Consider the following 21,686-nt stretch of genomic DNA (forward strand, 5'->3'; position numbering starts at 1 on the left):
ATTGTAACTGTGGAAAAAGTGGATTGTTTTTCCTTGAAATCTTCTATCAAACAGTTCACAATTGTTTCAAAAAAGATTGATTGAAGTTAGGAGGAAATTACGGTTGAAAAAACGAATATTACTCATTATTGGACTAGCCTCGATAATGATGTTGTTAGCAGGGTGTACGGAAATTAAAGAACCTATTACTGCGGATAGTGAAGGTTTTTGGAATTCATACATTGTCTATCCATTATCAGCCCTGATCATCTGGCTTTCTGAAGCATTTGGCGAGAACTATGGTTTGGGAATCATCGGTGTTACACTAATCATTCGCTTAGCGTTACTTCCATTAATGATTAAACAGGTGAAGAGCTCGAAAGCCATGCAGGCCATTCAGCCTGAAATGAAAGAACTTCAAGCAAAATACAGCTCAAAAGATGCTGCCACACAACAAAAACTACAGCAAGAAACAATGGCTCTATTTTCAAAATATAATGTGAATCCATTGGCGGGATGTTTGCCGATATTGGTGCAAATGCCAATTTTGATCGGATTTTACCATGCAATCAGCCGTACGGAAGAAATTGCTTTACATAGTTTTCTTTGGTTTGATTTAGGTTCCCCGGATCCTTATTATATTTTACCGGTCGTTGCAGGTATCACGACTTTCATCCAGCAAAAGATGTCCATGGCTGGAATGAATTCGAATCCACAAATGGCGGCACAAATGACGATGATGCTTTACATCATGCCAATCATGATTGTTGTATTTGCTATTAATTTCCCCGCTGCTCTTTCTCTTTACTGGGTAGTTGGTAACATTTTTGGTATCGTTCAAACATATTTCATCAAAGGTCCGGATCTTAGAAAGGCAGCTGCGGAAAACGCGGGAGGGGCAAAGAAAAAGTGAAAAAAGTGACTGCTACAGGACAATCTGTCGAAGAAGCAGTAAATTTAGCTTTAGCTCAATTGAACAGCACTAAGGATCGCGTGGAGATTGAAATAGAAGATGAAGGCAAAAAAGGATTTTTTGGTTTATTTGGTGCAAGGAAGGCAATCGTCCATGTGACATTGCCTCCGGATCCCATTGAAGAGACACTTGGATTTTTGAAGAATGTCAGCGTGGAAATGGGAGTCAATGCACAAATTGATGTCACCCGTAAAGGGAAGAACGTAACATTCCATTTATCAGGTGATAAAATTGCCTTATTGATTGGAAAAAGGGGTCAAACACTAAATTCACTTCAGTATTTAGCACAGCTGGTAGCAAATCGATATTCGAAGCAGTTTTTGAATATTACTGTAGATGCAGAAGATTATCGAAATCGCCGCAATGACACTTTAATCCAATTGGCCGAAAGAATGGCAAATAAAGCCTTGAAAACAGGTAAAGCTGTTTCACTTGAGCCGATGCCATCCTACGAACGAAAGGTCATCCATAATGCTCTCTTGGATTATCCAAAAATAAAAACGACTTCGAGTGGGACGGAACCATATCGCCACTTAGTCATTACTCCACTTAAATGAACCTTCTGCTTTTAAGCAGGGGTTCTTTTTTTTAGGGCTGCTATCAATGTGTGTCGAATATTTTTTTAAAAAGTATCAATTCAACAATAAGTGACATATTTCTCTATATATTCTTGATCCGTAAAGGGATGCGGACGATATTTGTTATTCACATGTGGATAAGTTAAAATGAATGTTACAGAATATGGATTAATGGCATGTGGATAACTCTCGAGAGGAAGGAGTATCTACTTTTTTTCATCTATATACTATGGTATTGTAGTAATTTAGGGATTCGACGATTTTGTTATCAGAATAAAAAATAGAAACATCAATATATAAGAGGTGAAAGCATGGAATTCGATACAATCACCGCTATCTCTACTCCCTTAGGGGAAGGGGCAATCGCCATCGTTAGGATCAGCGGTGATGAGGCCATAGAAATAGCCGACAGGATCTTTAAAGGGCCAGGTGGAAAAGGATTGCTTGATGTGAAATCACACACGATTCATTATGGCCATCTTATCCAGCCTAAAACAGGTGAAATCATAGAGGAAGTCATGGTTTCGGTCATGATGGGTCCAAAGACATTTACAAGGGAAGATGTAGTTGAAATAAATTGTCACGGTGGAATCGTTTCGGTCAATCGGGTATTGCAGCTCATTCTCTCACAAGGTGCTCGTTTAGCGGAACCTGGTGAATTCACGAAACGGGCTTTTTTGAATGGCAGGATCGATCTTTCGCAAGCTGAGGCCGTTATGGATTTAATCCGCTCTAAAACGGATAAAGCGATGAATGTTGCATTAGGTCAAATGGAAGGCCGGCTTTCGAAATTAATCCAAAACCTGCGACAAGAAATTTTACAGACCCTCGCACAAGTCGAGGTTAATATAGATTATCCGGAATATGATGATGTCGAAGAAATGACGCATCGTTTATTTTTGGAAAAGGGCAGTTATGTGAAGAATGAAATAGAGAAGCTGCTTCACACGGCCCAACAGGGCAAGATACTTAGGGATGGGCTTGCGACCGTTATCATAGGGCGCCCTAATGTCGGAAAATCTTCTTTGCTTAACAGCTTAGTTCATGAAAATAAAGCGATTGTCACTGATATTCCAGGTACAACACGTGACGTAATTGAGGAGTATGTCAATGTTCGCGGTGTACCGCTTAAACTTGTCGATACAGCAGGAATTCGCGAAACGGAAGATATTGTTGAACGAATTGGAGTTGAACGGTCTCGTGCAGTATTAAAAGAGGCTGATTTAATATTGCTTGTATTGAACTATTCGGATGATTTCACTGCCGAAGATGAGAAACTGTTTCAAGCGGTTGAGGGTATGGATGTTATCGTTATCATCAATAAAACCGACCTTCCACAAAAAATCGATATGGCAAAGGTTAAGGAAAAGGCGGCATCCCATAAAGTTGTTTCCACCTCATTACTGGAGGATCGAGGAGTCGATGAATTGGAAGAAGCCATCGCTTCTTTATTTTTTGAAGGTTCTTTAGAAACGGGAGACCTGACGTATGTTTCCAATGCCAGGCATATAGCTTTGCTTGGACAGGCATTACAGTCTATTGAAGATGCAATCGATGCTATTGAAATGGGTACGCCGGTTGATTTGGTTCAAATCGATTTCACGAAAGCCTGGGAGCTACTTGGAGAAATCATTGGCGAAAGCGTTCAGGATAATTTGATCAACCAATTGTTCTCTCAATTTTGTTTAGGAAAATAAGTGTAAAAGGAGGAAAAGGATATGCAATACGAAGCAGGTAGCTATGATGTCATTGTTATTGGTGCCGGTCATGCTGGCAGTGAGGCAGGCCTTGCAGCTGCAAGAGTAGGAGCTAAAACGTTGATGATCACCATTAACTTGGATATGGTCGCCTTTATGCCATGCAATCCCTCCGTTGGCGGGCCGGCAAAAGGGATAGTCGTTAGGGAAATTGACGCTTTAGGCGGTGAAATGGGAAAAAATATCGACAAGACCCATATTCAAATGAGGATGCTCAATACGGCAAAAGGTCCGGCTGTTCGTGCGCTGCGGGCGCAGGCAGATAAATTTCTTTATCAACAAGAAATGAAAAAGACGATAGAAGACCAAGAAAATTTGACATTGATTCAAGGAATGGTAGAGGAATTAATTGTTGAAAACGACGTATGTACGGGTGTCATCACTAAAACAGGCGCGGTTTACCGTGCGAAAACAGTCGTAATCACGACGGGAACATATTTACGCGGTGAAATCATTTTAGGGGAATTGAAATATTCAAGCGGCCCAAATAACCAGCAGCCTTCCATCAGGCTTTCTGAGCATTTAGAGCAGTTAGGATTTGACTTGGTCCGTTTTAAAACAGGAACGCCGCCACGTGTGAATAGCTCTTCCATAGATTACAGCAAAACGGAAATTCAGCCTGGCGATGAAGTGCCACGCGCATTTTCTTATGAAACGACAAAGTTCATAACGGATCAATTGCCATGCTGGTTAACGTACACGAATGAGGGGACACATCAGCTCATTGATGAAAATCTGCACCGTTCGCCAATGTATTCCGGAATGATAAAAGGAACCGGACCGCGTTATTGTCCATCGATAGAAGATAAAGTCGTTCGTTTTAATGATAAACCACGGCATCAGATCTTCCTGGAGCCTGAAGGCCGTAATACAAAGGAAGTTTATGTGCAAGGTTTATCCACCAGTCTGCCTGAAGATGTACAAGTGAAAATCCTGCAAACAATTCCAGGACTTGAAAAGGCGGAAATGATGCGTGCTGGATATGCAATTGAATATGATGCTATCGTTCCTACGCAGCTATGGCCCACACTTGAAACGAAGAAAATCAAAAATCTGTATACTGCTGGCCAAATTAACGGGACATCCGGCTACGAGGAAGCAGCAGGACAAGGGTTGATGGCCGGTATTAATGCAGGATTGAATGCAATGGGTAAAGAAGAACTGATTTTAAGCCGTTCGGATGCCTATATTGGTGTTCTCATTGATGACCTTGTGACGAAAGGTACGAATGAACCATACCGTTTGCTGACTTCACGTGCAGAATACCGTTTATTATTGCGCCATGATAATGCCGATTTACGCTTAACGGAAATTGGATTCAATATCGGGATGATCAAAGAAGAACGCTACAATCGTTTCCTTATGAAAAAAGAAGCGGTTGAAATGGAAAAGGAACGACTGAAAACAAACTTCATCAAACCGACCAAAGAGGTTCAAGAAGTCATTACTGCAAGCGGCGGCAGTGAGTTGAAGGATGGAATCCGTGCCTCCGATTTATTGAAACGGCCTGAAATGGATTATTCCCACATTCAGAAGTTGGCGCCAAGTGATGTCGAACTGAGTGATGAAGTGACGGAACAGGTCGAAATCCAGATCAAGTATGAAGGATATATCGAAAAATCCTTGCAGCAAGTCGATCGCCTGAAAAAAATGGAGAATAAAAAGATTCCAGAGAATATCGATTATGATGCAATTTCTGGTCTTGCAACGGAAGCACGTCAAAAATTAAAGCAGGTCCACCCGCTATCAGTAGCTCAGGCTTCAAGAATTTCAGGTGTGAATCCCGCTGATGTTTCCATTTTGCTTGTTTATTTGGAACAAGGTAAGATCGCCAGAGTATCTCAGTAATGGAAATACCCGAAAAGGATTGAAGCAGACATGAATATTGAACAGTTCCAACAAGCACTGCTGGAGAAAGGAATCGAGCTTTCTCCTCAACAGCTTGATCAGTTTGACACTTATTATCGATTATTGGTGGAATGGAACGAAAAGATGAACTTAACAGCCATCACTGATAAAGAAGAAGTTTATCTGAAGCATTTTTATGATTCAATCAGTGCAGCCTTCTATTTTGACTTTAATAAATCATATCGAATTTGCGATGTTGGGGCTGGAGCTGGATTTCCGAGTATTCCATTGAAGATTTGTTTCCCTGATATCCACGTCTCGATTGTGGATTCCTTGAATAAGCGGATTTCTTTTTTGAATCACCTTGCGGATTCCTTGCAATTAAAGGGAGTTTCCTTCTATCATGACCGGGCTGAAACCTTCGCCCAAAAACCGGAGCATCGCGAATCCTATGATATTGTCATGGCGAGGGCGGTAGCCAGGATGTCCGTTTTAAGTGAACTATGTTTGCCGCTTGTTAAACCGGATGGGACTTTCATTGCCATGAAAGCGGCTAGTGCACAAGATGAAATGGACACTGGGAAGAAGGCCATTTTTACGTTAGGCGGAGAAATCGAAGAAATTCATCCTTTCACATTGCCAGAGGAAAATAGTGAAAGAAACATCATTACTGTAAAAAAAGTGAAGAAGACTCCTAAAAAGTACCCGAGAAAACCAGGGACACCAAATAAACAGCCTATTGAATAATCCTTGAAAGAGGAGTATGTTTTCATAGTAAGCGCAGATGATTCAGATATATGGCTGGTACTTGCCCTTATTTTCTTTTACTATAAATGTATGAACTTATTATTTTCACTCAATACTGCATTTGCTAGCAAAAAGACATTTAGGTACATGTTAAAACGTGTGCCCTGTGCTGGCTGATTCAGGGAAATAGTCTAGGGCATGCCGGCCGATATTCATAATAACCGGCCTTCCATTCCTCATTATTGCCTTGATGGCGCCAGTCGACATGTTTTTTACAGTGAAGGGCCATATGTATAACCATGTCGGGAAATGTATGCAGGACTTGTCCTTTAAATAGAGAATATGTTATTTGGGAGTTTTAAAAGGTGGTGTAGGAAGATGAAGCATCCTTTTTCGCGGTTCTTTGGGTTTGGCGAAAAAGAAGAAGAGCAACTAGAGATGGAGACACCTAGCAATAATAATGAAGAGATAAGAAAAATTTCCATTTCTGATATTGTGCCTAATCGATTTCAACCAAGGACCGTTTTTAATGACGATAAAATTGCTGAATTGGCTCAAACGATTCATACTCATGGGATCATTCAACCAATTGTAGTAAGGGCTTATGGTCAGGGAAAATATGAAATCATTGCAGGTGAGCGACGTTTCCGGGCCATGCAAAAGCTTGGCTGGGAATTGGCACCTGCTATAATCAAGGATTTCACCGATACAGAAACGGCTTCCGTCGCGCTGATAGAAAACCTTCAGCGTGAAGAACTGACACCGATTGAAGAAGCTTTGGCTTACGGAAAACTATTGGAGCTGCATAGTTTAACCCAAGAAGCTCTGGCACAAAGACTGGGAATAGGTCAGTCTACCGTGGCGAATAAGCTTCGGCTGCTTAAGCTGCCACAGGAGGTTCAGGATGCACTTCTTCAAAAGCAAATTACGGAACGCCATGCCCGCTCGTTGATACCGTTAAAGAGTCCTGAAAAGCAGCTTAAACTGCTTGTGGAAATCATCGAAAAAGGGTTGAACGTCAAGCAGACCGAAGAGCAGGTCGTCAAGCTCCTGACGGGTACTGTGCAGAAGCCGAAACCTAAGCGAAAAGCGTTTAGTAAAGACATGAGGATTGCCGTGAATACCATACGCCAATCACTCAATATGGTTACAGACAATGGAATAAATTTGGATGCAGAGGAAGAAGAATTCGAGGAGTATTATCAGTTCACGATTAAAATACCCAAGAAAAAAACTTGATTCCCTATCCTTAGCCCGCTTGGTAGTCTTCGATTACCAAGCTTTTTTATTTCTCTCCAAAACTGGCATTTTCCTCCTTGAAAACATTCAACTTTCCCCGGATTTTTAATGCTTTTAAGTGTATTTGAAATTTTAAGAGGAATTTCAGAAAACGATTTCTTCCAGTAACATTCATGATAAAATAGAAAGAAATAAATGGATTTACGGTACAAATCAATAGATTTATATAGCGTGATGAAGATAGTTGAAAGCAGGTGAATTCGTGGGGAAGATTCTCGCCATTGCCAATCAAAAGGGCGGTGTTGGAAAAACGACAACTTCTGTCAGTCTAAGTGCTTGTCTTGCATATATAGGACAAAAAGTCTTAATGGTCGATATTGACCCGCAGGGAAATGCGACAAGCGGTGCAGGTATCGACAAGGCAGATGTGGAACAATGTATTTATGATGTATTGGTTGATGATGTCGAGGCCAGTACCGTTATCATGGAAACAAAGGTAGAAAACCTATATGCCATACCTGCGACAATTCAACTTGCAGGTGCGGAAATTGAACTTGTTCCAACCATCTCAAGGGAAGTCCGATTAAAAAGGGCATTAGAAGAGGTGCAAAGCCAATATGATTACATTGTGATTGACTGCCCTCCGTCATTGGGTTTGCTTACGCTTAATGCCTTAACGGCTGCTGATGCAGTTTTGATTCCGGTACAATGTGAATATTATGCATTGGAAGGTTTGAGTCAGCTGTTGAATACGGTCCGCCTCGTCCAAAAGCATTTGAACCATGATTTGAAAATCGAGGGTGTGCTTTTGACGATGTTGGATGCAAGAACAAATCTAGGTCTCCAGGTCATAGAAGAAGTAAAAAAATACTTTCAGGATAAAGTCTATCAAACCATCATTCCCCGCAATGTCCGTTTGAGTGAGGCACCGAGCCATGGAGAACCGATAATTATATATGATCCAAAGTCACGTGGGGCGGAGGTCTATCTAGAACTGGCAAAGGAAGTGGTATCAAATGGCTAAAGGACTTGGCAAAGGACTTAACGCACTTTTCAACAGTGGGGAGATCAGTAAAGATGAAATCGTGCGCGAAATCAAAGTAAGGGAATTAAGGCCAAATCCTTATCAGCCCCGAAAGAGCTTTCGGCTTGAAGCTATAGAGGAATTAAAGCAATCCATCATGGAACACGGGATATTACAGCCGATTATTGCCCGGGAAAGCATTAAGGGCTATGAAATCGTGGCTGGGGAAAGGCGTTACCGTGCTGCCAAGGAAGCAGGTTTAAAGACAGTTCCGGTCGTTGTGAGGAAATTGAGCGAACAGCAGATGATGGAACTGGCGATTTTGGAAAACCTGCAACGGGAGGATTTGAATCCGATCGAGGAAGCCGTCGCTTACCAAACACTTCTTGAAAAATTGGAATTTACCCAGGAGCAGTTGGCCAATCGGCTGGGTAAAAGCAGGCCCCATATAGCAAACCATGTTAGATTACTTTCTTTGCCTGAAGGGATTAGGAGATATATCTCCGATGGGGAAATTTCCATGGGCCATGGACGGGCATTGCTAGGTTTAAAGAAAAAAGAGTTGCTTAAGCCGGTAGTGGATAAAATCCTCAAAGAAGGTATGAATGTCAGACAGCTAGAGCAATATATACATCAATTGAATGATACCGTTTCACGTGAAACCAAAACAAAGAAACAAGAGAAAAAAGATATATTCATAAAGCAACGGGAGACAAGTCTGCGTGAAAGACTAGGAACGAGCGTAACGATAAAACAAAGCAAGAAAAAAGGAAAAATAGAAATAGAATTCTTTTCAAAAGAAGATTTAGAGAGAATTTTGAACTTGATCGATCAAGAGAACCTTTCCTCTTAGATTGCCTTTATGAAAAGATCGTGACGACTTATGCAGAAAATTAGGTGGATGAGATGGTATTATTAGGGGCCTTGGTGAATGGTGCCTGCATTTTAATCGGTTCGATTTTAGGAAGGTTTTTACAACATATACCTGAAAAGATAAAAGAAACGGTCATGAGCGGCATTGGTTTGGCTGTCATGGTCTTAGGTTTACAGATGGGGTTTAAAAGCGATAATTTCCTTGTTGTCATTTTAAGTATTGTCGGAGGGGCTGTCCTTGGTGAATGGTTGAATCTTGAGGGTAGGCTTAATTCTTTAGGCAATTGGCTTGAACGCAGAATGAAAGCGAAGGAAGGAACTTCGATATCCCAGGGGTTTGTAACGGCTACACTCATATTTGGCATTGGGGCGATGGCCATTATTGGTGCCCTGGATAGCGGCATCCGGAATGATCATGACGTTTTGATAACAAAAGCGATCATCGATGGATTTACAGCATTGGTCCTCGCCAGCACGCTCGGCATAGGTGTACTTTTTTCAGCATTTCCGATCATTCTATATGAGGGGTTAATGGCGATTTTTTCAAGGCAGATCAATACGATGGTCCCAACTGCTTTAATGGATTCCTTCATATTGGAAATGACGGCAACTGGGGGAGTCATGATTTTGGCAATTGGTTTGAATATTATCGGTATCACCAAAATAAGGGTGGCGAATCTGCTTCCAGGCATAATGATCACCGCCATTCTGGTTACTTTCATGTATTATGTATAAAAAAGAAGGAAGGGGATGACCCCTTCCTTCTTTTTTATCATAAGCAAAAATCGATCAAAGGGTTTTTTCTTGCTTGAATGACCATGTGAAAGGAGTGATGGTAGGTTTTATTGGATAATGATTTTGTGCTTCATGAATTCCCTCGGCAATGGTTTTGGCCATTTTTAGCACAAGATTAAGACGAGTGTTCTGCAAGACCATGAACTCCATGAATCCACTTACATTCACGATTCCTGTAATATGGGCATTTCCAACGGAAGGAAGATCTTTATTGACCCCAGCACCTGGCTTCACTGGTCCCTGGCCGATTTGGACTATGCCGACGCTTTTCATTTTCCCTAAGCAAGCATCGATTCCGACTATAAATGGATTGGTATGCATCTTTTTGATTTCATTTAATTTTTCCTGTAAATTCATCGCATGTATAGGGTCATCCAGAGTACCATAAACATGGAATGAAGAAGAGCTGTTTTCAGCTTTTTCACTAAGCAGAGTGCCGACAAGTGGTCCGAGTGAATCGCCTGTGGAACGGTCTGTGCCTATACAGACGATGACGATTGGTTGAAGCTTTCCGGTAGGTAGGAGGTTGATCAATTCCTGGGAAATTTGTTTGGGTGCATCCGTATCTTCATGCAGGATGCGACTCAATCTATTTTTATTATTATTAAATAGACTAGAATTCAGATTCATCGGCTCAACTCCTTTACTTTATTTGGTATTACAGTATACGGATAAAAAGGGGAAAATATACGGTATTTAACATAATGGATGAGGGAATTTTTTGTAGAACATGCAAACAGGTGAAGGGGATATGAATCGACGTTATCCTCTACCAATTGCTTTCATTTATACTTTCTAGTAAATAATTACTTGAATATTTGGGAAAAAACTTCTAATTCTTTTACCTATATACCCATAATTTTTTTGTACAGAAACCATTATTTATTGATAAAATAGAGAAAATCTCTCTAATTCATGGTTATCTCCATGCATGAAGGGTAGAGGAATACGTCTATATGGGAAAAATCATATATAAGATATAATAGTTTTGCAGTTATTTGCATTAAGCAGGAGGAAAATATGGATCGCATTTATGATAGTGTTACAAAAGAGATATTGGATGAAAAGATATGGCTGCTGATGGGCGAGGGCATTATTAAAATCTTCCTTGTTCTGTTGTTATCGCGTATTATTATTACAATAGGAAAGACTATTCTGAATAAATTTTTCAAAGCTCGTTTAAGAAGTCCAATTCGGGTATCGGAGCGCAGGGAAGCGACACTCATTAAATTGCTGGAAAATATCATTACTTATGTCATCAATTTCATTGCCTTGTTGATGATTCTGGAGATTTTTGGACTTCATGTGATGCCATTACTCGCTGGTGCTGGTGTTCTCGGTTTGGCCATTGGATTTGGCGCACAAAGTTTGGTCAAGGATATAATTACCGGGTTTTTCGTTATTTTTGAAGATCATTTCTCGGTTGGGGATTATATTAAAATCAATACTTTTGAAGGGGAAGTCATTGAAATCGGGCTTCGTACAACAAAAATCAAAAGCAGTGCAGGTGAATTGCACTTCATACCTAACGGCAGCATCATCCAGGTCACGAATTATTCGATTTTAAACAGTATGGCTGTTGTTGATGTGACCATACCTAATGATGGATCGGTCGAGCGTGCCGAGAAGGTGCTGATTGATCTTTTAAACAGTATGGAAGGCAGATACGAAGCCCTGGTCAAAGCACCAGAATTTTTGGGAATTGAAAAAATCAGTCCTGAAGAAATCGTCTTTCGGGTTAAAGCGGAAACGAAGCCGATGCATCACATCGAAATCAGCAGGATATTAAGAAATGAAATAAGTGCTGCGCTTGATTCAAGTGGGATTAAATCTACGTACAATGGCAGCGAGTCATAGGAGTTAGGGGGCTCATGGTTATGGAAGAAAAGGAATTTGCACTTAAGGATATTGTGGAAATGAAGAAACCACATCCGTGTGGAGTGAATAAGTGGAGAATTATACGGCTCGGTATGGATATCCGTATAAAATGTGAAGGGTGCGGTCATAGCGTGATGCTGCCCCGACGTGAATTCGCAAAGAAAATGAAAAAAGTTCTGCAAAAGCATGAGGAGTGATCATGCTTTTTTTTGGAGTGAAAGTAGTCCTGCGTTTCTCATGATTTACTTGTCTTTTTAGGAAGCGAAATCTATAATTGGGAAAGGTTTAGGTAATTGGATGGTCTTTATAGAAGATCGGTTCTTTTCCCATATGTACGAATCATCTTGAAGGAGTGAAATATAAATGGCTTTAACAGCTGGTATAGTAGGTTTGCCTAACGTAGGTAAATCCACTTTATTTAATGCAATTACTCAGGCAGGTGCGGAATCTGCCAACTATCCTTTCTGTACGATCGACCCTAATGTCGGGATCGTGGAAGTCCCAGATCACCGTCTGCAAAAATTGACTGAATTGGTTAAACCGAAAAAAACGGTTCCGACAGCATTTGAATTCACGGATATCGCCGGGATTGTAAAAGGGGCAAGTAAAGGAGAAGGATTGGGTAATAAATTCCTTTCCCATATCCGTCAAGTTGATGCCATTTGTCAAGTCGTCCGTTGTTTTGCAGACGATAACATTACCCATGTTTCCGGAAAAGTAAATCCAATCGATGATATTGAAGTCATCAACCTTGAATTGATCCTTGCCGATTTGGAATCTGTTGTCAAACGCATCGACCGTGTCGGAAAAATGGCCAAGCAAAAAGATAAAGCCGCTGTTGCAGAACATGAAATCCTTGTGGCTTTAAAAGAAGCACTGGAAGATGAAAAGCCTGCACGTTCCGTTGAGTTTACTGAAGAGCAGCAAAAAATCGTGAAGGGCATGCATTTACTTACGGCGAAGCCGACGCTTTACGTAGCGAACGTGAGCGAAGATGAAGTGGCGAATGCTGACGATAATGAATATGTACAGCAAGTTCGTGAATATGCTGCGAAGGAAAATGCCGAAGTAATCGTGATTTGTGCCAAAATCGAAGAGGAAATTGCAGAGCTTGAAGGTGAAGAAAAGGAAATGTTCCTATCTGAACTTGGTATCGAGGAGTCAGGTCTTGATCAGTTGATCCGTGCTTCTTATAATCTGCTTGGATTGGCAACATACTTTACAGCTGGTGTGCAGGAAGTGCGTGCTTGGACATTCCGAAAAGGAATGAAGGCCCCTCAATGTGCAGGCGTCATTCACACGGACTTCGAACGTGGTTTCATCCGTGCCGAAACGGTTTCTTATACCGATTTACTTGAAGCGGGCAGTCATGGTGCTGCAAAAGAAGCGGGTAAAGTCCGTTTGGAAGGAAAAGAATACATCGTTAACGATGGCGATGTTATCCATTTCCGTTTTAACGTTTAAGATTCAAAGACCCTACCGTTCCATATGTAGGGTCTTTTTTTGCGATTTGAATCATCAGATTACAATTAATTGTAATAAGTCGAACCGTTCATTGCAAAGCCTCTTTAACTATGCTATAATTTTATCTTGTGAGTAATTATAAATAATTGCTCCTTGCCCAATTGGGCCGCTTAGACCAAAAGGAGGTGACAGTGATGAGAAAATACGAAATTATGTATATCATCCGTCCAAACATTGAGGAAGAAGCTAAAAAAGCTTTAGTTGAACGTTTCAACACAATCCTTTCTGATAATGGTGCGGAAGTAGAAGCAAAAGAATGGGGTAAACGCCGTCTTGCATACGAAATCAATGATTTCCGTGATGGTTACTACATGCTTCTTAAAGTTAACGCTGAAAGTGCTGCGATTCAAGAATTCGATCGTCTTGCTAAAATCAGTGAAGACATTATTCGCCACATGGCTACTAGAGAAGAAGTTTAATTCAATATTTATATAAATTCTAATCTTGTTTCACATGAAACAAGCTTGAAACCTAGGGGTTGATTCTGATGATGAATCGCGTAGTTTTGGTAGGACGCTTAACTAAAGATCCTGAATTACGATATACACCTAATGGGGTTCCCGTAGCTACCTTTACTTTGGCTGTGAACCGTAGTTTTACGAATCAGCAGGGTGAACGTGAAGCGGATTTCATTAACTGTGTAGTTTGGCGTAAACCGGCAGAAAATGTAGCTAACTTCTTGAAAAAGGGCAGTTTAGCTGGCGTGGATGGACGTGTCCAAACACGTAATTATGAAGGACAAGACGGCAAACGCGTATATGTGACGGAGATTCTGGCTGAGAGCGTTCAATTCCTTGAACCACGAAGCAGTTCAGCGGGTGAAAGAAATGAAGGCGGTTCTTACGGTGGAGGTCAAAGAAGTTATGGTAATAACGGAAATGACAACAATTCGTATGGACAAAATCCTAATCAGAATCAACGGAGCAATAACAACTACACTCGTGTAGATGATGATCCATTTGCAAATGACGGTAAGACAATCGACATTTCAGATGATGATCTTCCGTTTTAAACAGCCGTTTAAAATGAAAATTCAAAAAGCAGGGAGGGAAATATATTATGGCAATGGGTGGACGTAAAGGACGCGGTAAGCGTAAAAAGGTTTGTTATTTCACATCTAACGGAATCACTAAAATTGATTACAAAGATACAGATCTTCTTAAAAAATTCGTCTCAGAACGCGGTAAAATTTTACCACGTCGTGTAACTGGCACAAGCGCTAAATATCAACGTAAATTAACGATTGCTATTAAACGCTCACGTACTATGGCATTACTACCATACGTATCTGGTGAATAATAAATTGGCACATTGAGGAGTTATCCTTAATGTGCCTTTTTTATAAGTTATCGCTTATGCCTGAAAACTGCTGAATTGCGGTTTTTTTTATTTCAGAAGGAAGTTATCCGCGCGTTTTCCTCAGAAAAAATAATCATATCCTAAAAAAGAATGTGATGTTTGAAATATCCTGGCCGTAACGGATACAATATAAAGATGGAGATAAAGACATCAATAATAACAGGGGGTGAAATAAAGATGAATAGCGGGAGACGAATTGCCGAGGGCGGAGCACTTCTGGCACTATATTGCATTTTATTGTTCATCACCATTCAAATCCCACCATTGGGTATTTTCACTACTTTCTTTTTACCCATTCCATTCATACTGGTCACAATCAAACAAGAGTTATCGTGGAGCCTTGGTTACTTATTTGTAGCCTCGCTATTGTCGATCCTCATCGGGACGATATTGTCTGTTCCGCTGACCTTGCTCATGGGGGCGACGGGAATTGCGATTGGCTATTTTTTGAAAAAGGACAAACCGATGGCACCTATGTTCATAAGCGCAGTCCTTGTCTTTCTGGGGGGCATTTTATTAATGTATGCAGCTTCAGTTTTGATAACGGATGTTAATTACATAGAAGAATCGATGAACATTCTTGAGGGGTCCATTGAAAATTCAATCGGCATCATGGATTCTTTTGGACAGGCACCGACGGAACAAGTAAAAAAGCGGGTGTATGAATCAATCGATATGATGAACACCCTGATGCCAAGTTTGTTCGTCTTGATGTCCGTCATCATGGTTTTATTGATTTTCCTTGCGGCGCACCCCATTGTGAAGAGATTCAGTGATAAGGCGTTAAAATGGCCACATTTTCGAGATCTGCGACTCCCGAAAAGCCTTTTATGGTATTATTTAATTACGATGCTTCTTGCTCTTTTTGTGAATACGGACAAGAACAGTTTTGTATATATGGCCATAACGAACCTATTTTTCATACTGCAGTTCTTCATATTATTACAAGGGTATTCCCTGATATTCTATATTGCTCATGTTAAGTCATGGGTTAAGGCCATACCTGTTTTAATCGTGGTTTTTTCTTTGCTTCTGCCGAATCCGATTATTACGACGGCCGTCCGGTTTTTAGGTATAATAGATTTAGGATTTCCATTTAGGGAGACAATCAAGAAAAAGGAATAGAAGACTTTTTTGTAAAACAGATGCTTTTAGGAGCTGAAACTATGCCATCTTATTTGAAAGAATACTCGATTAAGTCCCCATTGTATGGGGTGCTCGCCGCGGTCGTTTTACTTTTGGGCGTCCTGGCTTATTATAATTGGGTTATTGCACTTGTTGGATTATTGATTCTTGCTGGTTTATTTTATTTAACATTAAGAATGGTAGAAAAAAAGCAACGGAAGACAGAAGAGTATATAACGACTTTATCTTACCGTTTAAAGAAGGTAGGCGAAGAAGCGTTATTGGAAATGCCGATTGGGATCATGCTCTTTAATGAGGATTATTACATTGAATGGACCAATCCATTCCTGGCTTCCTGTTTTAGTGAAGACTCCTTGGCAGGAAGATCGCTATACGATGTTGCAGACTCGATAGTACCGTTAATCAAGCAAGAGATCGAGACAGAGACACTTACGCTCCACGATCGGAAATTCAAGGTGGTCCATAAGCGTGATGAAAGGCTTCTTTACTTTTTTGATGTGACGGAGCAAGTGGAAATCGAGAAATTATATGAAGATGAGCGAACGGCAATTGCGATCATTCTTCTTGATAACTATGATGATTTGACCCAGGGTATGGATGATCAGCGTAAAAGCAGCATTAATAGCTTGGTTACCTCACTTCTTGATAAATGGGCAAGGGATAATGGCGTTTTCTTTAAACGGGTTTCCTCGGAACGATTCATCGCTGTCTTTAATGAGCATATCCTTCAGCAGCTTGAAAAGGGGAAATTCTCGATTTTGGATGAAATCAGGGAAACGACGGCCAAGCAAAATGTGCCATTGACCTTGAGCATCGGTGTCGGCTCGGCCGTGTCATCCTTGCCGGAACTAGGTACGCTTGCACAGTCCAGCTTGGATCTCGCTTTAGGACGTGGCGGTGACCAGGTAGCCATAAAGCAAGCGAATGGAAAAGTGAAATTCTATGGCGGCAAAACCAATCCGATGGAAAAACGCACGAGGGTCCGTGCCCGTGTTATTTCGCATGCATTGAAGGATATAGTACTTGATAGCGATAAAGTCATTGTCATGGGCCATAAAAACCCGGATATGGACGCAATCGGTTCAGCGATCGGCATCTTGAAGGTTGCCCAAATGAATGAACGTGAAGGCTATATTGTCATCAACACCCAGCAGCTCGATAGCAGCGTCCTTCGTTTAATGGAAGAGATCAAAAATAAAGAAGAGCTGTATGCCCGGTTCATAACACCTGATGATGCATTTGAAATGATTACGGATGAGACGCTGCTGGTTGTGGTTGATACGCATAAACCTTCCATGGTAATTGAAGAGCGGCTATTGAATAGGATCGATAAGGTTGTGGTCATCGATCATCATCGCCGGGGTGAGGAGTTCATCAAGAACTCATTGCTCGTCTATATGGAGCCATATGCGTCTTCAACGGCAGAACTTGTGACCGAACTGCTTGAATATCAGCCGAAACGCTCAAAGATTGATATGCTGGAGTCGACGGCGCTTCTTGCGGGTATCATCGTCGATACGAAAAGCTTCACCTTGAGAACGGGTTCACGCACTTTCGATGCCGCCTCTTATCTAAGGGCGCATGGGGCTGATACGGTACTTGTCCAGAAATTCTTAAAAGAAGACGTGGACACTTATATCAAACGTTCGAAGCTCATTGAAGAAGTCATCTTTTATAAAAAGGGAATTGCCATTGCAGCGGCAAAAACCGATCAGGTTCATAATCAGGTGCTCATCGCTCAGGCTGCGGATACCCTATTGACCATGGATGGCGTTGTCGCTTCCTTTGTAATGGCTAAGCGATCTGATGATACAGTTGGCATAAGTGCGCGCTCTCTCGGTGACATCAATGTACAGGTGATCATGGAAATGTTGAATGGAGGCGGACATCTAACAAATGCCGCCACCCAGCAGGTATGCTCCATTGATGAGGCCGAAAGTCGATTGAAAGCAGCTATTGATGAATATTTAGAAGGGGGACATAAAGAATGAAAGTGATATTTCTTAAAGACGTAAAAGGTAAAGGGAAAAAAGGGGAAGTTAAAAATGTTGCAGATGGTTATGCACATAATTTCCTGCTTAAACAAGGATTGGCGGTTGAAGCAAATAATACAAATGTAAAAACTTTGGAAGCCCAGAAAAATAAAGAAGAATCACTTGCAGCAGAAGAGCTGCAGCAAGCTGAAGAATTGAAAGTGCAGCTGGAGAAGTTAACGGTTGAACTATCAGCCAAAGCCGGTGAGGGCGGGCGTTTATTCGGTTCAATCACGACTAAACAAATTGCCTCGGAGCTTCAGAAAAAACACGGTATCAAGATTGATAAACGTAAAATGGAGCTTGCTGATGGCATCCGTTCTTTAGGGCATACAAAGCTTCCAGTCAAGCTTCATCCTGAGGTCACTGCGACACTGACTGTGCATGTGAAAGAAATTAACTAATTTTAGCTGTTTCATATCTGTGAAAAATTGATAAAATAGAGATAGACGAAAAATGTGATTGGGCATGTTGTCCTTTCACTTTTTTCTTTTTTACTAGAAACATATAAAAGGTATCCTCTTAGATTGGGAGGTTTTAAGATATGATAGAACAATTTCAGGATAGGATTCCCCCTCAAAATATAGAAGCCGAACAGGCTGTACTGGGAGCCATTTTTCTAGAGCCCTCTTCATTGACCGTTACATCGGAAGTTTTGATTCCGGAAGACTTTTACAGAAGCTCTCATCAAAAGATTTTTAATGTGATGCTTAAATTGAATGACGAAGGAAAAGCTGTCGATTTGATTACGGTGACAGAGGAACTGGCTGCGACAAAAAATCTTGAAGAAGTTGGCGGTGTTTCTTATTTAAGTGAATTGGCCGGATCGGTGCCTACCGCCGCCAATATTGAATATTATGCCCGCATCGTCGAGGAGAAGTCATTGCTGCGTCGTTTGATCAGGACAGCGACCAACATCGCTCAGGAAGGCTACAGTCGCGAGGACGAGGTCGAGGAGCTGCTCGGGGAAGCAGAAAAAACGATCATGGAAGTGGCCCAGCGTAAAAATTCCGGGTCTTTTCAAAATATTAAAGATGTATTGGTTGCGACTTACGATAACATAGAAATTTTGACTACCCGTAAAGGGGATGTCACGGGAATACCGACAGGGTTTGCTGAACTGGATCGAATGACAGCAGGGTTCCAACGTAATGACCTCATTATAGTGGGTGCCCGTCCTTCGGTTGGTAAAACCGCTTTTGCATTGAATATCGCTCAAAACGTTGCGACCAAAACGGAGGAGAATGTAGCGATTTTCAGTCTTGAAATGGGTGCAGAGCAGCTCGTTATGCGTATGCTCTGTGCTGAAGGGAATATCAACGCTCAGAATTTACGGACAGGTTCCTTAACTGATGAGGATTGGCGTAAACTGACGATGGCGATGGGAAGCTTGTCGAATGCCGGCATTTATATCGATGATACGCCAGGTGTGAGGATTGGTGAAATCCGTTCAAAATGCCGTCGTTTGAAGCAGGAACATGGCCTTGGCATGATATTGATCGATTACCTGCAATTAATTCAAGGAGATGGTCGTTCAGGCGACAATCGTCAGCAAGAGGTATCCGAGATTTCACGTTCACTCAAAGCGCTCGCTCGTGAACTTAAAGTGCCCGTCATCGCCCTTTCCCAGTTATCACGGGGAGTGGAGCAGCGTCAGGATAAGCGCCCGATGATGTCTGATATCCGGGAATCCGGGAGTATCGAGCAAGATGCGGATATCGTCGCATTCTTATACCGTGATGATTATTATGATAAAGAATCCGAGAACAAAAATATCATTGAAATCATTATAGCGAAACAGCGTAATGGTCCAGTAGGCACGGTTTCGCTTGCATTCGTGAAAGAATATAATAAATTCGTTAACCTTGAACGCCGCTTCGATGATGATTCGATGTCTCCCGGCGCATAGAAAACTGCCTGCCATTATGCAATGGCGGGCTTTCTCTGTTTCGGGAAAAAGAAAGTGCGTTATGATAATAGAAAAAGAAATCAGAGGGTACAATAATGTTTGACAATCCAAAAAAACCGGAAAGAAATTTCTCATATTTACGAACAAAGAATTTTTTAAAAAGTGTATTGTTCGGATTTTGTATTGACTTCCAGTTTGGATTATTGATAAAATAGGTTTGTTTGATAAGAACCGGTTAATGATCGGTATTACGTGAACCTTTGGAGGTGCTTTATTCAGATGTCATCAGTTGTAGTAGTCGGTACACAATGGGGAGACGAAGGGAAAGGTAAAATAACAGATTTTCTATCCCAGAATGCGGAAGCCATCGCTCGTTATCAAGGTGGGAATAATGCAGGACATACAATAAAATTTAACGGCGTTACCTATAAACTGCATTTAATTCCGTCAGGGATTTTTTATAGTGATAAGATTTGTGTCATTGGAAATGGTATGGTGGTTGATCCAAAAGCTCTTGTAGAGGAGCTTGCTTATTTACATAGCCATGGGGTGAGTACGGATAATCTTCGTATTTCGAACCGTGCACATGTCATTCTTCCTTACCATATCAAATTGGATGAAGTCGAAGAAGACCGTAAAGGCGCCAACAAAATTGGAACGACTAAAAAGGGAATCGGCCCTGCATATATGGACAAAGCTGCTCGTAACGGAATCCGCATGGCAGACCTATTGGACCGTGAAATTTTCGAGGAAAAATTGTCGCAAAATCTTGTCGAAAAAAACCGTATGTTTGAACGTTTCTATGAAACGGAAGGTTTCAAAATCGAAGATATCTTGGAAGAATACTATGAGTACGGACAACAAGTGCAGAAATATGTTTGTGATACATCCGTTGTATTGAATGACGCACTTGATGAAGGAAAACGGGTATTATTCGAAGGCGCACAAGGTGTTATGCTTGATATCGATCAAGGAACATACCCATTTGTCACTTCATCTAACCCGGTTGCAGGTGGAGTTACGATAGGTTCTGGTGTAGGTCCTACGAAAATCAACCATGTGGTTGGAGTATGTAAAGCATATACAAGCCGTGTGGGCGATGGTCCTTTCCCTACAGAATTACATGATGAAGTCGGCAACCAAATCCGGGAAATTGGCCGGGAATATGGTACAACTACAGGCAGACCACGCCGTGTAGGCTGGTTTGACGCTGTTGTCGTTCGCCATGCTCGCCGTGTCAGCGGGATTACCGATTTATCATTGAACTCTATTGACGTATTATCAGGTCTTGATACGGTCAAAATTTGTGTGGCTTATGACTACAAAGGCGAGATCATTCATGAGGTTCCAGCGACTTTGAAAGCGATTGGCGAATGTAAACCAGTCTATGAAGAGCTGCCAGGCTGGTCAGAAGACATCACAGGCTGCAAATCATTGGATGAGCTTCCAGAGAACGCTCGCCATTATGTAGAGCGCGTATCTCAATTGGTAGGCATTCCTTTGACCACTTTCTCTGTCGGTCCTGACCGCAACCAAACTAATGTCGTGAGAAGCCCTTGGCGTCTAGCGTAATTCATGAAAAAGGAGCTGGCTTTTTTTGCCGGCTCTTCTTTCGTTATTAAGATCAATGCATCATCTGTCACGTTCGGGAGGTCCAGGATACCGAATGAATGGATTAAACTGTAGGGAAAATGAAAAAGATAAGAAAAAAATAATTTTATTTCAAAAAACTATTGCCTAAACTATACTAACCATGATATTATCAAAAGCGTCGTCACAATAGAACAAGCGATTAACAAGCTGCAGATGTTAAGTTCACATCATGCAAAGAAACATTTCATTAGAACGAGCCATTAGCTCAGTTGGTAGAGCATCTGACTTTTAATCAGAGGGTCGAAGGTTCGAATCCTTCATGGCTCACCATTTTTTCCGGCCCATTGGTCAAGCGGTTAAGACACCGCCCTTTCACGGCGGTAACACGGGTTCGAATCCCGTATGGGTCACTTCTTTATATAAATGCTTTA

21 protein-coding genes and 2 tRNA genes are annotated in these 21,686 nt (G+C 41.4%); 22 read left to right on the forward strand and 1 reads right to left on the reverse strand.

The annotated features are described in order from the left end of the window. The first annotated feature begins 103 nt into the window (after window positions 1-103). From spoIIIJ to ACIROD_RS18820, 9 genes are all read left to right on the forward strand, one after another. Window positions 104-892, forward strand: a complete 789-nt coding sequence (gene spoIIIJ / locus ACIROD_RS18780; protein ID WP_098185086.1) for a YidC family membrane integrase SpoIIIJ — start codon at window positions 104-106, stop codon at window positions 890-892. Next, window positions 889-1,509, forward strand: a complete 621-nt coding sequence (jag, locus tag ACIROD_RS18785) for an RNA-binding cell elongation regulator Jag/EloR (RefSeq protein ID WP_101223980.1) — start codon at window positions 889-891, stop codon at window positions 1,507-1,509. The genes spoIIIJ and jag overlap by 4 nt, the downstream gene beginning before the upstream one ends. A 332-nt stretch (window positions 1,510-1,841) precedes the next feature. Beyond that, window positions 1,842-3,227, forward strand: coding sequence for a tRNA uridine-5-carboxymethylaminomethyl(34) synthesis GTPase MnmE (gene mnmE, locus ACIROD_RS18790; RefSeq protein ID WP_402943048.1), 1,386 nt, complete (start codon window positions 1,842-1,844; stop codon window positions 3,225-3,227). Window positions 3,228-3,248: 21 nt separating this feature from the next. After that, a complete protein-coding gene (gene mnmG / locus ACIROD_RS18795) occupies window positions 3,249-5,135 on the forward strand; it encodes a tRNA uridine-5-carboxymethylaminomethyl(34) synthesis enzyme MnmG (RefSeq protein WP_402943051.1) in 1,887 nt (628 codons plus the stop codon). 30 nt (window positions 5,136-5,165) lie between these two features. Continuing rightward, window positions 5,166-5,882 (forward strand): 16S rRNA (guanine(527)-N(7))-methyltransferase RsmG, encoded by a 717-nt coding sequence (rsmG, locus tag ACIROD_RS18800; RefSeq protein ID WP_101223977.1) that lies wholly within the window; start codon window positions 5,166-5,168, stop codon window positions 5,880-5,882. A gap of 378 nt (window positions 5,883-6,260) precedes the next feature. Continuing rightward, the gene (gene noc / locus ACIROD_RS18805) at window positions 6,261-7,121 is read left to right on the forward strand and encodes a nucleoid occlusion protein (RefSeq protein WP_101223976.1); all 861 of its coding nucleotides are present in this window, start codon (window positions 6,261-6,263) and stop codon (window positions 7,119-7,121) included. A gap of 262 nt (window positions 7,122-7,383) precedes the next feature. Beyond that, window positions 7,384-8,145: a ParA family protein gene (locus tag ACIROD_RS18810; protein WP_034316249.1), complete on the forward strand. Its 762-nt coding sequence runs from the start codon at window positions 7,384-7,386 to the stop codon at window positions 8,143-8,145. Next, complete coding sequence (locus tag ACIROD_RS18815; RefSeq protein ID WP_101223975.1) at window positions 8,138-8,998, forward strand: ParB/RepB/Spo0J family partition protein; 861 nt, start codon at window positions 8,138-8,140, stop codon at window positions 8,996-8,998. The genes ACIROD_RS18810 and ACIROD_RS18815 overlap by 8 nt, the downstream gene beginning before the upstream one ends. A gap of 53 nt (window positions 8,999-9,051) precedes the next feature. Next, the gene (locus tag ACIROD_RS18820; protein WP_402943055.1) at window positions 9,052-9,753 is read left to right on the forward strand and encodes a DUF554 domain-containing protein; all 702 of its coding nucleotides are present in this window, start codon (window positions 9,052-9,054) and stop codon (window positions 9,751-9,753) included. 54 nt (window positions 9,754-9,807) lie between these two features. Here ACIROD_RS18820 and yyaC read toward each other — a convergent pair whose 3' ends face one another. Further along, complete coding sequence (gene yyaC, locus ACIROD_RS18825; RefSeq protein ID WP_402943058.1) at window positions 9,808-10,443, reverse strand: spore protease YyaC; 636 nt, start codon at window positions 10,441-10,443, stop codon at window positions 9,808-9,810. Between the two features lie 390 nt (window positions 10,444-10,833). Here yyaC and ACIROD_RS18830 point away from each other — a divergent pair, with 390 nt between their 5' ends. The 13 genes from ACIROD_RS18830 to ACIROD_RS18890 all read left to right on the forward strand — a co-directional run bounded on the left by ACIROD_RS18830 (window position 10,834) and on the right by ACIROD_RS18890 (window position 21,665). Further along, window positions 10,834-11,670 (forward strand): mechanosensitive ion channel family protein, encoded by an 837-nt coding sequence (locus tag ACIROD_RS18830; protein ID WP_101223972.1) that lies wholly within the window; start codon window positions 10,834-10,836, stop codon window positions 11,668-11,670. A 20-nt stretch (window positions 11,671-11,690) separates the two neighbouring features. Continuing rightward, window positions 11,691-11,888, forward strand: coding sequence for a DUF951 domain-containing protein (locus ACIROD_RS18835; RefSeq protein ID WP_034316158.1), 198 nt, complete (start codon window positions 11,691-11,693; stop codon window positions 11,886-11,888). Window positions 11,889-12,054: 166 nt separating this feature from the next. Beyond that, window positions 12,055-13,155: a redox-regulated ATPase YchF gene (gene ychF, locus ACIROD_RS18840; RefSeq protein WP_034316156.1), complete on the forward strand. Its 1,101-nt coding sequence runs from the start codon at window positions 12,055-12,057 to the stop codon at window positions 13,153-13,155. Between the two features lie 194 nt (window positions 13,156-13,349). Then, entirely contained in the window at window positions 13,350-13,634 is a 285-nt protein-coding gene (gene rpsF, locus ACIROD_RS18845; protein ID WP_034316153.1) for a 30S ribosomal protein S6, read from the forward strand. Between the two features lie 68 nt (window positions 13,635-13,702). Then, entirely contained in the window at window positions 13,703-14,227 is a 525-nt protein-coding gene (gene ssb / locus ACIROD_RS18850; protein ID WP_057278276.1) for a single-stranded DNA-binding protein, read from the forward strand. Window positions 14,228-14,274: 47 nt separating this feature from the next. Beyond that, window positions 14,275-14,514: a 30S ribosomal protein S18 gene (rpsR, locus tag ACIROD_RS18855; RefSeq protein WP_053348323.1), complete on the forward strand. Its 240-nt coding sequence runs from the start codon at window positions 14,275-14,277 to the stop codon at window positions 14,512-14,514. 237 nt (window positions 14,515-14,751) lie between these two features. Beyond that, entirely contained in the window at window positions 14,752-15,699 is a 948-nt protein-coding gene (locus tag ACIROD_RS18860; protein ID WP_402943062.1) for a YybS family protein, read from the forward strand. A 41-nt stretch (window positions 15,700-15,740) separates the two neighbouring features. Beyond that, the gene (locus ACIROD_RS18865; protein ID WP_063595549.1) at window positions 15,741-17,711 is read left to right on the forward strand and encodes a DHH family phosphoesterase; all 1,971 of its coding nucleotides are present in this window, start codon (window positions 15,741-15,743) and stop codon (window positions 17,709-17,711) included. Continuing rightward, window positions 17,708-18,157, forward strand: coding sequence for a 50S ribosomal protein L9 (rplI, locus tag ACIROD_RS18870; RefSeq protein WP_352924327.1), 450 nt, complete (start codon window positions 17,708-17,710; stop codon window positions 18,155-18,157). The genes ACIROD_RS18865 and rplI overlap by 4 nt, the downstream gene beginning before the upstream one ends. Before the next feature lie 140 nt (window positions 18,158-18,297). Beyond that, on the forward strand, window positions 18,298-19,662 hold the full coding sequence (gene dnaB / locus ACIROD_RS18875) for a replicative DNA helicase (protein WP_034316139.1): 1,365 nt from the start codon (window positions 18,298-18,300) through the stop codon (window positions 19,660-19,662). A gap of 279 nt (window positions 19,663-19,941) precedes the next feature. Next, on the forward strand, window positions 19,942-21,234 hold the full coding sequence (locus tag ACIROD_RS18880) for an adenylosuccinate synthase (protein ID WP_076368493.1): 1,293 nt from the start codon (window positions 19,942-19,944) through the stop codon (window positions 21,232-21,234). Between the two features lie 275 nt (window positions 21,235-21,509). Next, window positions 21,510-21,585: transfer RNA gene (locus tag ACIROD_RS18885), tRNA-Lys, on the forward strand. An 8-nt stretch (window positions 21,586-21,593) separates the two neighbouring features. Continuing rightward, a tRNA-Glu gene (locus ACIROD_RS18890) sits at window positions 21,594-21,665 on the forward strand. The last annotated feature ends 21 nt before the right edge of the window (window positions 21,666-21,686 follow it).

This window comes from Peribacillus sp. NPDC101481 (assembly GCF_044767165.1).
GTDB lineage: Bacteria > Bacillota > Bacilli > Bacillales > DSM-1321 > Peribacillus.